The sequence below is a fragment of the uncultured Sulfitobacter sp. genome (genome assembly GCF_947497275.1).
Classification (GTDB): domain Bacteria; phylum Pseudomonadota; class Alphaproteobacteria; order Rhodobacterales; family Rhodobacteraceae; genus Sulfitobacter.
In genome coordinates this window covers 145,475-158,915 of record NZ_CANMFS010000003.1, presented here as the reverse complement: position 1 = coordinate 158,915, position 13,441 = coordinate 145,475, and the positions used below count along the sequence as shown (strand labels likewise).

Annotated in this window: 11 protein-coding genes; 7 read left to right on the top strand and 4 right to left on the bottom strand. The window is 60.4% G+C overall.

What is annotated here, in order from left to right; genetic code table 11:
* The first annotated feature begins 1,078 nt into the window (after positions 1-1,078).
* Together Q1A06_RS07485 and Q1A06_RS07480 are read left to right on the top strand one after the other, a co-directional pair.
* Positions 1,079-2,371, top strand: a complete 1,293-nt coding sequence (locus tag Q1A06_RS07485) for an adenylosuccinate synthase (protein ID WP_299560981.1) — start codon at positions 1,079-1,081, stop codon at positions 2,369-2,371.
* 70 nt (positions 2,372-2,441) lie between these two features.
* Entirely contained in the window at positions 2,442-2,675 is a 234-nt protein-coding gene (locus Q1A06_RS07480; RefSeq protein WP_299560978.1) for a DUF2842 domain-containing protein, read from the top strand.
* Between the two features lie 74 nt (positions 2,676-2,749).
* Here the strand turns inward: Q1A06_RS07480 and Q1A06_RS07475 are convergent, their stop codons facing one another.
* Positions 2,750-4,981 (bottom strand): hypothetical protein, encoded by a 2,232-nt coding sequence (locus Q1A06_RS07475; RefSeq protein WP_299560975.1) that lies wholly within the window; start codon positions 4,979-4,981, stop codon positions 2,750-2,752.
* On the opposite strand from Q1A06_RS07475, the gene Q1A06_RS07470 reads away from it, so the two are divergent.
* Positions 4,943-5,974, top strand: coding sequence for a thiamine diphosphokinase (locus Q1A06_RS07470; RefSeq protein ID WP_366523505.1), 1,032 nt, complete (start codon positions 4,943-4,945; stop codon positions 5,972-5,974). The two genes, Q1A06_RS07475 and Q1A06_RS07470, sit on opposite strands and share 39 nt — an antisense overlap.
* Before the next feature lie 50 nt (positions 5,975-6,024).
* Here the strand turns inward: Q1A06_RS07470 and Q1A06_RS07465 are convergent, their stop codons facing one another.
* From Q1A06_RS07465 to Q1A06_RS07455, 3 genes are all read right to left on the bottom strand, one after another.
* The gene (locus Q1A06_RS07465; RefSeq protein ID WP_299560972.1) at positions 6,025-6,699 is read right to left on the bottom strand and encodes a type 1 glutamine amidotransferase domain-containing protein; all 675 of its coding nucleotides are present in this window, start codon (positions 6,697-6,699) and stop codon (positions 6,025-6,027) included.
* 84 nt (positions 6,700-6,783) lie between these two features.
* Positions 6,784-8,157, bottom strand: coding sequence for an L-serine ammonia-lyase (locus Q1A06_RS07460; protein ID WP_299560969.1), 1,374 nt, complete (start codon positions 8,155-8,157; stop codon positions 6,784-6,786).
* Complete coding sequence (locus tag Q1A06_RS07455; protein ID WP_299560967.1) at positions 8,157-8,870, bottom strand: glutathione S-transferase family protein; 714 nt, start codon at positions 8,868-8,870, stop codon at positions 8,157-8,159. Before Q1A06_RS07455 ends, Q1A06_RS07460 begins: the two co-directional genes overlap by 1 nt.
* Before the next feature lie 188 nt (positions 8,871-9,058).
* On the opposite strand from Q1A06_RS07455, the gene rpiA reads away from it, so the two are divergent.
* The 4 genes from rpiA (at position 9,059) to hflC (ending at position 13,428) form a co-directional block, all read left to right on the top strand.
* Entirely contained in the window at positions 9,059-9,847 is a 789-nt protein-coding gene (rpiA, locus tag Q1A06_RS07450) for a ribose-5-phosphate isomerase RpiA (RefSeq protein WP_299560964.1), read from the top strand.
* A gap of 14 nt (positions 9,848-9,861) precedes the next feature.
* Entirely contained in the window at positions 9,862-11,229 is a 1,368-nt protein-coding gene (gene gorA, locus Q1A06_RS07445) for a glutathione-disulfide reductase (RefSeq protein WP_299560961.1), read from the top strand.
* Between the two features lie 79 nt (positions 11,230-11,308).
* Positions 11,309-12,532, top strand: a complete 1,224-nt coding sequence (gene hflK / locus Q1A06_RS07440) for an FtsH protease activity modulator HflK (protein WP_299560959.1) — start codon at positions 11,309-11,311, stop codon at positions 12,530-12,532.
* Positions 12,529-13,428 (top strand): protease modulator HflC, encoded by a 900-nt coding sequence (hflC, locus tag Q1A06_RS07435; protein WP_299560956.1) that lies wholly within the window; start codon positions 12,529-12,531, stop codon positions 13,426-13,428. The genes hflK and hflC overlap by 4 nt, the downstream gene beginning before the upstream one ends.
* Positions 13,429-13,441: the final 13 nt, after the last annotated feature.

Sequence of the window (13,441 nt, the reverse complement as noted above, 5' to 3'; positions counted from 1 at the left end):
CTACCGGCGCCGTTGGTCATAGCCTCTCTACCAGTATCATGGGGTGGTCGCGGAATTTCAGACCGGTTGTTTAAGTGGATCGCATGATGAAACGGGCTATCCGCCAAGAAGAAACGAAAGAACCACTTGTCTCGCCGCCCGCCAGTCGACACGGCGCATCGATGACAGTAGGTGTTCAAGGCCAAGGTTGCACCTGAGGCTAACCATTATAAGTTAGCGCTAGCGGAGTTGGAAACGTGCGAAGGGCCGGCGCCGCAACATGTGAATGGCGCTGAAGGCAGAGTCTATATTCAAGTATCTGCCAACGCGCTGCGGGCGTGTTTCGGCCGACGTCCCGCATCGGTTGCTGGTAGCGCGTTTCAACAGACGGCAAACCGAGATCACAGGTCAAGCAGGCGTTAGTAGTATGCATTGTAGCGGCTGTCGCGCCGAGGCCTGTACGATCAGCTGACTAACGAGAGCAAAGAGAATCCGCGCTCCATGGAGATTATCGACAGACAGTTTTTCGCCTTCTGCGATTAGCGCTATTTATCGGGAACCAAACCGTCGGCAGAAAACATCCTCTGCATAAGACTTCCTCATATCTGTTACGCAACGCGGTGCTTTACCGCCCCCCCCCTCGCGAATACGCTTCGCATACCCCTGTCGGTCGAAGGATCAGGGCGATCCGATGAGAACCTGATGCTCCTCGCGACGCCGGAAACCGGTTAACTCTGGCACTACGTCGTTGTAGCCTTGTTAGCTTGACGTTAGTGGAACTTGTTTATCTGCTAAAAGGTGACCAAGGCCTGAACGGGGCCGAGCTATATTGGCGACCGCGCATGGGGGCAGGTAAGGACCCACCAATTTGGATGTTTGCAAATTGCCATCCGGGTACAGTTCGTCGTCTTCAAACCGGCCTTCAGGTGCTGTGATACCGCCGAGAATTCCGTATCGAACTGCGCCGGAATTTACGGTTAAGTTGTCTGAATTATTTGCCTGCATCTCAGTTTGCGGTTTCCCCAGCGCCCGCGCCCCGCTATACCGGCGCGGGTTTGTCATAGAGGCGCGGCCCTGCGCCGTTCGGAGAAGGAATATCATGGCCAATGTCGTTGTCGTAGGCGCCCAATGGGGCGACGAAGGAAAAGGCAAGATCGTCGACTGGCTGTCCGAGCGTGCCGACGTGATCGCGCGGTTTCAGGGCGGTCATAACGCGGGCCATACGTTAGTCATTGACGGTGAGGTGTTCAAGTTAAGCCTGCTTCCATCAGGCATCGTGCGCGGCGGGAAATTGTCTGTGATCGGTAACGGTGTGGTGCTGGACCCCTGGCATCTGGAGAAAGAGATTTCCGGGCTGCGCGACCAAGGGGTGACCATCACGCCGGAAACGCTGATGATTGCGGAGAATACGCCGCTGATCCTACCGATTCACGGTGAATTGGACCGCGCCCGCGAAGAGCAGACGACCGTAGCGAAGATCGGGACGACGGGGCGGGGCATCGGGCCTGCCTATGAAGACAAGGTCGGACGTAGGTCCGTGCGCGTGGCGGACCTTGCGGACGACGCGACACTGGAATTGCGGGTCGATCGCGCGCTTGTGCACCATGACGCGCTACGCCGCGGTCTTGGGCTCGCGCCTGTGGACCGCGACAAATTGCTGGCGGATCTGCGTGCAATTGCGCCCGTTGTGTTGGAGTATGCCGCACCCGTTTGGAAAATCCTCAACGAGAAGCGCCGTGCGGGCAAGCGCATCCTCTTTGAAGGCGCACAAGGTGCGCTGCTGGATATCGATTTCGGCACCTATCCCTTCGTCACTTCCTCGAACGTCATTGCCGGGCAGGCCGCCACCGGAACGGGCATCGGTCCGGGATCGATCGATTTCGTGCTCGGCATCGTCAAAGCCTATACAACCCGCGTCGGCGAAGGACCATTTCCGGCAGAGTTGCACGACGCCGACGGGCAGCGGCTGGGCGAGCGGGGCCACGAATTCGGCACCGTCACCGGGCGCAAGCGCCGCTGTGGCTGGTTCGACGCGGTCCTGGTTCGTCAGACCTGTGCGACATCCGGTGTGAACGGCATTTCGCTCACCAAACTGGACGTGCTCGACGGGTTCGACACACTGAAAATTTGCGTCGCCTACGAGTTGGATGGCGAGCGGCTCGACTATCTGCCGACCGCCGCCGACCAGCAGGCGCGGTGCACCCCTGTCTACGAAGAAATGCCGGGATGGTCAGGGTCGACCGAAGGCGCGCGGTCATGGGCGGATCTGCCGGCGGAGGCGATCAAATACGTGCGTCGCGTCGAGGAGTTGATCGACTGCCCTGTCGCCCTGTTGTCGACCTCGCCGGAGCGAGAGGACACGATCCTTGTGACCGACCCTTTCGCGGACTGAGTATCGCAATTGACATCGCGCCAGTTGGGGCCACATCGAAATTGACGGGAAAAACGCGGAAGGAAACACAATGGCACTGAGTTACAAGGCCCGCCGACGGGTGTCGCTGCTGGTTCTGATCGTAGGGGTCCCCTTGTATATCATAGCGGCGATTTCCGTGATCGCTTTGTTCGACCGACCGCCTTTCTGGGTCGAATTAATGATCTATCTGGCGCTGGGTGTCGCATGGGCACTGCCATTGAAGGCGATCTTCAAGGGTGTCGGACAAGCCGACCCCGAGGCGCGTGAAGAGACCAACCGCTGATTCCGGTAAAACCACTGATCAATACGCAAACGGCGGACCCCAAGGTCCGCCGTTTTTGCTGAAAGAGACTGTTTTCAGCTTGCTGCCCGGGCATCGGGTTTGAAACCGATCTGTTCGGACACTTGGAAACGCCCACCCTTGAGTTTTTCGATCTTGCCTTCCCGCAGCAGTTTGCCAAAGGACCGCAGACCGTCCTCGCGGGTGAAGTTGTCCTTTTCGACCTGACGCACCTTGTTCATCAACTGCGGACGCGAAAAGTTCTGTTGGCCTTCGACGAAAGCGATGTAGGCCGCTGCCGCTTCCAACAGGTCCGGAAGCTTGTGCGCGCCAACTTCGTCGACGAAGTCTTCGAAACCACCTTCGTCATCAACTGAATCGTGGCGGTCGGCGCCGGTGATGCTGGCAATGCGACGTGGACGCACGGGGCCTGCCGCGGCAGCGGTCTGCACATCGATGCGCTGCTCGGCAACGAGGCGCAAGGGCGCTGGCCGTTGTTCTGCGGGGCGTTCCGTGGTGCGGGCGCGCTCGGTTGTCGAGGGTCGGCGCGGTTTGACCACGTTTGCAAGATCGTCGCGATAGGCTTCATCGGCTTCTGTCTCGCTCGGTTTCCCGGCGACGGCCTCGTCCGCTTTCTTTGCGACGACAGCCGCGCGCAGATGGGTGAACGCGTCCCGGCGTGTGGCACTTTCAGGCTCTTCCATCTGCTGATCCGTTTCTGCCATCAAACGGGAAAAGTCCTCATCCGCATTTGGCGACATATCGGCGTGTACGGACTGGGAATGCCCGGCAGGCGTGGTCGAAACCCGGTCGTGCGCGGGCGGCAGTGCCGCTTCTGCGTCACGCTTCGGTGTCTCGTTCATCTCCGCTTCGAGTTCTGCCAGCTCGCGCGCCAGTTCATCTTCTTCGGCGTCGCTCAGTGAAGATCGCTCGGCAAGCGGGGCCGCGCGGTGCGACTGCTCCGCTGACTCGGCGGCATCAATCTCATCGTCGTCGTCATAGTATTCTTCAAGCTCACCGCGCTTGATTGCGGCTTCCAATGTGGCGCGTTTTACTTTCAGCACGCGGGTACGCGGCGCGGGTTTCGCCACCTCGACCGGGGGCGGGGTGGCTGCGCCTTCCGTTTCGCCGGCTGGCTGCTCGGCATAGAAAAGGTTGTCGTCATACTCTTCGCTGGCCGCGTCCGTCAGCCTATCCTGACCGGCTTGTGTATCGGCAGTTTCCTGAGGCAATTCATCCAGGTCGTCATCGGCATCTGTCAGATCATCGTCATACCCTGCGAGGCTGGCAAGGATGTTCTCATCGCTGTCCGCGTTCACCCCGTCTTCGTCGGGTTGGGCGTTGTCGGTATCTTCCACACGGCCCGCCTGGTCTTCGTCATCTTCGCTTTCCGACCTGTTTGAGGTTGGCGGTTCTGCGGCATCGTCGGCATCCAGCGCATCCTCGATATCGCGCAAGGTCGCCGAAACGACGTCGTTCTGGCGCTCTGCCAAGTCCGGCGCGTCGACCTCCACCGCATCTGCTGCACCGTCGAGATCAGGCTTGGGGCCAGCCTGTGCGGCATCCGGCGCGCCCATGTCGGGTGTGTCGGTATCGGCGTGTTGGTCTTCGACATAGTCGGGCGTATCCGCCGCGACGCTTTGCTGTGATACGACCGCGCGGATCCGCTTGAGCTTTTCGGCAATACTGTTGGAGGCCGCGCTGATTGCGCGCGCCTCTTCGGCATCCTCATCCAATTCGATGCTGCTGTCTGTCGTGCTCTCGGAGAAAAATGCTTCGACGTCCGCGTCGGGCAGCGCCGGCACGATATCGGCCGCCGCCGCGTCCGCATGTTCCGCCTCTTCGTCTGCATCTGCGCTTTGCGTCGCTTCGTGGGTATGATTTTCGTCTGAATGCAGCTCTTGCGGCGCGACAGCCTGCGCTGCACCTGCGGTATCGACGATGATGACAGGATCATCGACCGTTTCTTCGTCGATATCTTCATCGGTAGTCACGCCGGCAGGGGCGGTATCGACCGTCTCATCTCCATCAATTCTGGCTGCGTTCTCGTCGGTTTCGGTTGCCCTGTCTGCCTTGGCGGTATCTGCCGTGGCTTCTCGAATTTCCCGCGCTTCATCTGCGGTGACGGGCGTTTCGTTTCCGCCCATGTCGGCCGACGCCTCCATACTTGTTTCTTCGACATCGGCTTTCCGGCTTCGCGTGGCGACGGCAGTGCCGGCCAATTCCTGCGCCGATAAAACGATTCTTCCGTCGTCCTCGCGTGCCTCGACATGACGCGAGATTTCGCGCTGGGCGATGCGGGCGAGCATCTGTGCATCCGGCTGCGGTGGTTCCGCACCAAAATACCGATCATCCGCAGCGAGGTCCCGAAAATACTCTGCAATTGCTTTCATCGTCCCGAAAGAATCGTCGAAACCTTCAAGGGTGCACGAAAAGGTGCCATAGGAGACAGTAAGAATCTTGTTGTTATTGATCATCGGATGCTCGTCCTCTGCGTCTTTGTGACCGACTGTTTACCACGTCTGCCAAGTCCAAAGCGGCCCAAAACTGTGCAAGCCGTGGTTTCATTTTGTGGCGTTATTGTGGTTTGTTTCCAAACAGAGCAAAGAGGCGCCATGTCGAATCCCATTGTTCATAGTTCCGGTCCAGTTACGCTCGTCGGTGGGGGGCAGGCTACGTCACAAGACCTTGCGGAGGCGTTAACCATCGCGCCGCAACTGGTGGCGGTCGATGGCGGGCTGCAACTGGTGGAGGCGGCGGGCCTGCTGCCCGAAGCTGTGATCGGAGATATGGACAGCGCCCCCCCAGAAGCATTGGCCCGTATCCCGACTGAACGCCAGCACCGGGTGAGTGAACAGCAAACCATTGATTTCGACAAGGCACTTCGTCATGTGTCCGCGCCGGTGGTTTTGGGCGTGGGCTTTTGTGGCGGGCGGATAGATCACCAGCTTGCAGCTTTTCATACCCTGTTGGTGCACGCGGATCGCCCCTGTATCCTATTGGCCGACAAGGAAATTATCTTGCTGTCTCCGCCCGGGATCACTTTGGGAACATCGGCGGGTGATATTGTTTCTCTGTTTCCTCTGCAGCCTGTCAGAGGCCGCAGCCTGGGACTCGAATGGCCGATTGACGGTCTGGTGTTCGATCCGGCGTCATTCGTCGGCACATCGAATCGTGCGCTTGGCCCTGTTACCCTGTCCATGGAAACGGCGGGTATGCTTCTGATCCTGCCGCGACGGCATCTTGCGCAGGTCGCAGACGTTCTTGTATCGGGCGCGCCGCGGTGGCCGTCGGCCCGATAGAAAAGGGCGTCGGATGACCCGACGCCCCTATTTTCAGCAACACAGCCCGCTCAGAGCAAGGCGAGCAACGCCTTGGCTGCTTCTTCCGACGATCCGGGATTCTGACCGGTAACCAGCTTGCCATCCGTAAGCACGAAGGATGCCCAGTCTTCGCCCTTTTTGTAGTGACCGCCATGCTCTTTGAGCATGTCCTCGACGAGAAAAGGCACGACATCTTTCAGACCAACAGCCTCTTCTTCGGAATTCGAGAAACCGGTGACATGTCTCTTTTTCACCAGCGGTGATCCGTCAGCGGCTTTGGTGTGTTTGAAGATCGCGGGTGCATGGCAGACGGCACCGAGTGGCTTGCCGGCTTTCAGCGTTGTTTCGATTGTACGGATGCTGTCCTTGTCCTCGGCCAGATCCCACAATGGGCCATGTCCACCGGGGTAAAAGACCGCGTCAAAGCCTTCTACGGCGACCTGCGAAAGCACCTCGGTGTGTGCCAGCGCCTGCTGCGCATCCGCGTCGCCCTTGAATCTGCGCGTGGCGTCCGTCTGGGCGTCGTCGGTGTCGCTCTTGGGATCGAGGGGTGGTTTACCGCCTTTGGGGGAGGCAAGTGTAAGCTCGGCTCCGGCGTCTTTCAGAACGTAGTAGGGTGCGGCGAATTCTTCGAGCCAGAAACCGGTTTTCTCGCCGGTGTCACCAAGTTCGTCGTGTGATGTGAGAATCATCAGTATTTTCATGCGGGCGCTCCGTTTCAGTTCTGCGTTCGATTGCGTTAGCCCACAAAACCACGCGGCCTGCCGAAGGTTCCGTCTGACGGAACGTCAGCAGTTCGGGACGTTCACCGCCAGACCGCCAAGCGACGTTTCCTTGTATTTCGCGCTCATATCGGCACCGGTCTGGCGCATTGTTTCGATGCAAGCGTCCAGCGGCACTAGATGTGTGCCGTCACCACGCAGCGCGAGCGAGGCCGCCGATACGGCCTTGATCGCACCCAGACCGTTGCGTTCGATGCACGGCACCTGCACCAGCCCGCGCACCGGATCGCAGGTCATCCCTAAATGATGCTCCAATGCGATTTCGGCGGCATTCTCGACCTGTTCAGGCGTGCCACCCATTACGGCGCAAAGCCCTGCGGCAGACATCGCGGCGGCAGAGCCGACCTCGGCCTGACATCCGGCTTCGGCCCCCGAGATCGAGGCGTTGAACTTTACCAGCCCGCCGATCGCGGCGGCGGTAAGCAGGAAATCCTCGATACGGTTCTCGGAGGCACCGGGCACATGATCGAGATAATAGCGCAGGGTGGCGGGCATGACCCCCGCCGCGCCATTGGTGGGGGCGGTGACGACCTGTCCCCCGGCGGCATTTTCCTCGTTCACCGCCATTGCATAGACGCTCATCCAGTCGTTGATCGTATGCGGGGCCTGCTGGTTCAGCCCGCGCTCCGCGAGCAGTGCGTCGTGGATCTTTTTGGCCCGCCGTTGCACGTTCAGACCTCCGGGCAGGGTGCCTTCGGTTTCCAGACCACGGTTGATGCAGTCGTTCATCACCTGCCAAAGCCGTTTCGAGCCGCTGCGCAAGCTGTCTGCTCCGCCACGCGATTCCTCGTTGGCGCGTTTCATCTGCGCGATGGTCTTGCCCGACATCTGCGCCATTTCGAGCATCTCGGCGGCGGTTTTGAAGGGGAACGGCACCGGCGCGCCTTCGTCGGTGTCCTTGCCAGCGTCAAGCTCGGCCTGCGTCATCACGAAACCGCCGCCGATGGAGTAATAGACCTCGCGCAGCGTCACGTCGCCCTGCGCGTCCGTCGCCATCAGCATCATGCCGTTGGCGTGGCCGGGCAGGGCGGTGTCGTAATCAAACACAAGATCGGTTTTTGGATTGAAGCGCAGCGGTGGCAGACCGTCTGCTCGTATGAGGTGCGTTTGCGCAATATCGCGCAGCGCGGTTTCGGCGCGATCCGCATCGTAGCTTTCCGGCGTGAACCCCGCGAGACCGAGGATCGTCGCGCGGTCGGTCGCGTGGCCTACGCCGGTAAATGCGAGCGAGCCGTGCAACGACGCGCGCAGACCTGCGACATGAAAAGGAGAGGCGCGCATCCTGTCGAGAAAACGCGCAGCGGCCACCATCGGTCCCATCGTATGCGAAGAGGATGGACCGATGCCCACCTTGAACATCTCGAAGACAGACAGGAACATCAGGTGGCACTCCCTTCCGGTGGATTGGCAGGTGTCGGATTGGAAAACGGCGTCGCGCCAAGCCCCTCGGCGGCCTGAGCGGCCTTCGTGGCGGGACGTTTCTCCAGATCTTCGGTAAGGGTCGCTAGGCGGGGATATTCGCTCAGGTTGAACCAGTCAGTTTCGCCAACAGGATAAAGCGCACACCAACGCAACAGGCAGGCAATGTAGTAATCGAGCACGTCCGGCATCTGCGCGTCCGCATCGCTGTGCGCATCTTGCCGCGCGTCCAGCAGGTTAAGCGAATCGGGCAACGTCATATGAGACATGCTACGATGGGTGAGAGTGCGCCTTAGCTGCGATTGTGCCGCTGGATTATCGCCGACGTAATAGGCCGGGTAGAAAATCATGCGAAGCTGGGCGTGCAGCGTGTTCGAGGCGAAGAACAGCCATTTGAGAAACGCGCCCCGCGCAGCATCCCGGGGGGGCGGCGCCAGCGCGCCGTGCCGGTCGGCCAACCACAACAGGATCGCGGCCGTTTCCGACAAGGGGCCACCGGGGACCTCAAGCACCGGGATCAACCCCGCGCCGTTGAGCGCGCGGAAGGCCGCGGTGCGATGCTCGGCACGGCTCCGGTCGACCAGCTTCGTGCGGTAGGGCACGCCGAGTTCTTCGAGCGCGAGCCGCACGATCAGCGATGCGTTATCTGGCGCGTAATGGAGAATGTACGTCATGCCCCCGTGTCTACGCGGTCGGCCGGCGGTCCGGGTATCGAAATACGACACAACGATGCAGAAACCTGACCCTGCGGGCGCACCGCGCGACTGCCTCTGCCGCGTATCGGCGGTCTACGCACAATTGCCGCTCGCACCTGCGACGCATCTTTCCTATAAGCACCGTGTTATTACAACGGAGCTGCCCCATGTCCGGAGAACTGTCGCCCATCGACAAAGCGAAATTTGTCGCCGCTAAGCGCGCGGCGGAATTTGTGGAGGACGGCATGCGCGTCGGTCTCGGCACCGGTTCGACCGCTGCCTGGCTGGTGCGCTGCCTGGGCGAGATGGTGCGCGACGACGGCCTCAAGATCAAAGGCGTACCGACCTCATCGCGCACGGCGCAGCTTGCGCGCGAGGTCGGCATCGAGGTCATCAGCCTCGACGAGGCAAAATGGCTCGATCTTACGATTGACGGCGCCGACGAATTCGACGGCGATCTCAATCTGATCAAGGGCGGCGGCGGTGCGTTGTTGCAAGAAAAGATCGTGGCGACGGCCTCTGACCAGATGGTCGTGATCGCCGACATTGGCAAGGAAGTCGAGCATCTGGGCGCGTTCCCCCTGCCGGTCGAAGTGATCCCGTTCGGCTGGCAAACGACGCAGGCGCTGGTGGAAGAAACGCTAATCTCGATGGATGTGCTGGGCCGCTCATCGACCCTGCGGATGAACGGCGACCGGCCCTTCGTCACGGACGAGGGCAATCACATCCTCGATCTGCACCTCGGCCGCATCGGCAATCCGCGGCAGCTGGCGCTGGTACTCAACCAAATGCCCGGCGTCGTCGAGAACGGCCTGTTCATCGACATTTGCGATGCGGTCGTCATCGGTTTTGGAGACGGCAAGGTCGAAGTGCGCGACATCAACGAAGGCACCGTTGCGACCGAACGGCTCGATTTCGTCGAAAGTGATAATCTGTTTTCCGATCTGAACGACTGAGTGAAGGACCCTACATGAGCGATTCCGGATTTGACTATGATCTTTTTGTAATTGGGGGCGGTTCCGGCGGGGTGCGTGCCGCACGTGTCGCGGCCGGTGAGTACGGCGCGAAAGTGGGTCTGGCCGAAGAGGACCGCTATGGCGGTACCTGCGTCATCCGGGGGTGCGTCCCGAAAAAGCTGATGGTGTTCGCATCCGGCTACCGTGACATGTTCGAGGATGCGCGCGCCTTCGGATGGGAGGTCAACGATGGCCCGTTCGATTGGCCCGCGTTCTCGGAAAAGCTGAACGGCGAACTGGACCGGCTCGAAGGCGTCTACAAATCCATGCTCGACAAGTCCGGCGTCGACCGGTTTGACGCCCGCGCCACCCTCAAGGACGCGCATACGGTCACGCTGTCGACCGGCGAGGAAAAGACCGCCAAGCATATTCTGGTGGCAACAGGCGGGCGACCATGGCGCCCCGACATTCCGAATGCCGAAAAGGCTCTGGTATCCGACGACATTTTCAATCTGAAGAAACTGCCGAAATCCATGCTGATCATCGGCGGCGGCTACATCGCGTGCGAATTCGCCTGTATTCTGCACGGCCTCGGCGTCGACGTGTCGCTGTGGTTCCGGCGCGCGCAAATCCTGAACGGGTTCGATGACGAGGCGCGCGGTTTTGTCGCCGACGAGATGCGCGCGCGTGGCATCGACATGCACTCCGGGGCAAACCTGCTTGAGATGGAAGAACGCGATGGCGGTATATGGGTCAAGTCCTCGCATGGTCAGGAAAAGACGTTCGAGCAGGTTTTCTTTGCCACGGGGCGCACTCCGAACACCGAAAATATGGGGCTTGCGGAGATCGGCGTAGAACTGGCGCGCGGCGGCGCCGTGAAGGTCGATGACTATAGCCAGACCGCCGTGCCGTCCGTCTATGCTATCGGTGACGTCACCAACCGGGTGAACCTGACCCCTGTTGCGATCCGAGAGGGGATGGCCTTTGTCCGGACCGTGTTCGGCGGGGAGCCTACACCGGTCGATCACGCGCTTATTGCCTCTGCGGTGTTCACACAGCCTGAAATGGGATCCGTCGGCATGACCGAGGAAAACGCGATGGCGCAAGAACCTGTTGAAATCTACGCAACCTCGTTCAAGGCGATGCAAACGGCGTTTGCGGACCGCGATGACCGCGTTCTGATGAAGCTGGTGGTCTCGAAGGAAACGCGTACTGTTCTGGGTTGTCATATCGTCGCACCGCAGGCGGGCGAGATGATCCAGATGGCGGGCATCGCGATCAAGCTGGGCGCGACAAAGGAACAGTTCGATCAAACCTGCGCTGTGCATCCGACCATGGCGGAAGAGCTGGTGACCATGCGTACACCAGTGCGCACGTCTTGAATTAGGCAGCGAAGTGCACAGTTAATGACACAAGGATAAGGTGGCCCAGACCAACGGGCGCTGAAAAGGGGAATAACTTATGGCTGGAAACACAGGCGGTCCGTGGGGCGGTGGTGGAAATTCGGGCGGCGGCTCTCAGGGCGGTGGCGACAAGCAGGGGGGCAATCGCGGTGGCAACAATGGCGGTGGCAACCGGGGGGGCGGTGACAAACCGCCGATCCCGGAAATTGACGAGCTGGTAAAGCGCGGCCAGGAGCAGTTGCGTGTATTGATGGGCGGCGGTGGCCGGTCCAATGGAACCGGCGGCGGACAGGGCGGCGGCGGCGGCGGCCCGATGCTGACACGCGGCACCGTGGGCATCGCGGCAGTTGTCGCCGTTGCGGCATGGCTGTTCGCCAGCACCTACACGGTCCGGCCCGAACAGCAATCCATTGAATTGTTTCTGGGCGAATTTTCCGGCATCGGGACCGAAGGTTTGAACTTTGCGCCGTGGCCGTTTGTGACTGCCGAGGTGTTCGACGTCACGACGAACCGGACCGAAACGCTCGGCGTCAGCCGGGGCGACAACGGCAACGAAGGCCTCATGCTGACCACCGATGAAAACATCGTCGACATTGATTTTCAGGTGGTCTGGAACATCAAGGACGCGCAGGATTTCAAATTCTCGCTGCGCGACCCTGATGCGTCCGTGCGTGCCATTTCCGAATCCGCCATGCGCGAAGTGATCGCGCAGTCCGAACTGGCGCCGATCCTCAACCGGGATCGCGCGCTTGTCGAGGAAACGGTCAAGGGGCTGATCCAGACCACGCTGGACAACCGCGAGACCGGTATCAATATCCTGCGTGTCAACGTGAACAAGGTCGATCCACCAAGGGAGACCGTTACCGTGACCGATGCACAGGGCAATTCCGAAGAAGTCTCGGTTGTCGATGCCTTCCGCGATGTTCAGGCCGCCGAGCAGGAACGCGACCGGCTGGAACGTCAGGCCGATGCCTACGCCAACCAAAAGACCGCCGAGGCGCGCGGTGAAAGCGCCAAGCTGCTTGAGGCGGCCGAAGGCTACCGCGCGCGCGAAGTCAACGGTGCCATCGGTGAAGCAAGTCGTTTCGTGGCGGTCCTTGCCGAGTACAAGGCAGCGCCGGAAGTGACGCGCAAACGCCTTTACCTCGAAACGATGGAAAAAGTCTTTGGCGATGTCGATAAAATCATCCTTGAAAATCAACAAGGCGAAAGCGGCGGGCAGGGGGTCGTACCCTATCTTCCACTGAACGAGTTGCGGCGCACCGGAGGGTCGAACGAATGAACAAGGTTAGCTTTCTGATACCTATCGGCGTCATCTTGGTTGCGGCGTTCCTGTCGTCGATTTTTGTGGTCGATGAACGCGAAAAAGCGCTGGTTCTGCGGTTTGGCCAGATCAAACAGGTTCGGACGGATCCCGGAATCGGGTTCAAACTGCCCCTGATCGACGAGGTCGTTCGTTTCGAGGATCGGATCCTGTCGCTTGAAACCGAGGTGATCGAGGTGACGCCAGCCGATGACCGTCGTCTGCGTGTCGATGCGTTCGTTCTGTACCGGATCGACGACGTGGTTCAATACCGTCAGGCTGTCGGTGCCGGCGGTGAAAGCCGCGCCGCAAACGATCTTGGAGGTATCCTCGAATCCCAGATCCGCGCCGTTCTGGGCTCGCAAGGTGTGACATCGAACACGATCCTGTCGCCCGAGCGGTCGGCCCTGATGGACCAGATCCGGACACGTGCGGATCTGCGAGCAACGGCCCTGGGGCTCAAGATCGTGGATGTGCGGCTGCGCCAGACCAACCTGCCGGAGCAGAACTTCGACGCCACACTGCGCCGTATGATCGCGGAGCGGGATCGGGAGGCGACGGACGAGCGCGCCCGTGGGCGCGAGGCCGCACAGCGCGTAACGGCGCTTGCCGATCGTACCTATGAGGAAATTCTCTCCGAAGCGAACCGCGACGCCCGCATCATCGAGGGTGAGGCGGACGCCGAGCGGAACCGGATCTTTGCACAGGCCTACGAACAGGACCCCGAATTCTTCGAGTTCTACCGCTCCCTTGCGGCGTACGAAGAGTCATTGAAGGGACGGAACTCGACAATGGTGCTTTCGCCGGATTCCGAGTTCTTCGATTACCTGCGCTCGGATCAGGGCAGCCGGGCTTCCGGGGCTAACAACAACTGATCTTGAACCTGAG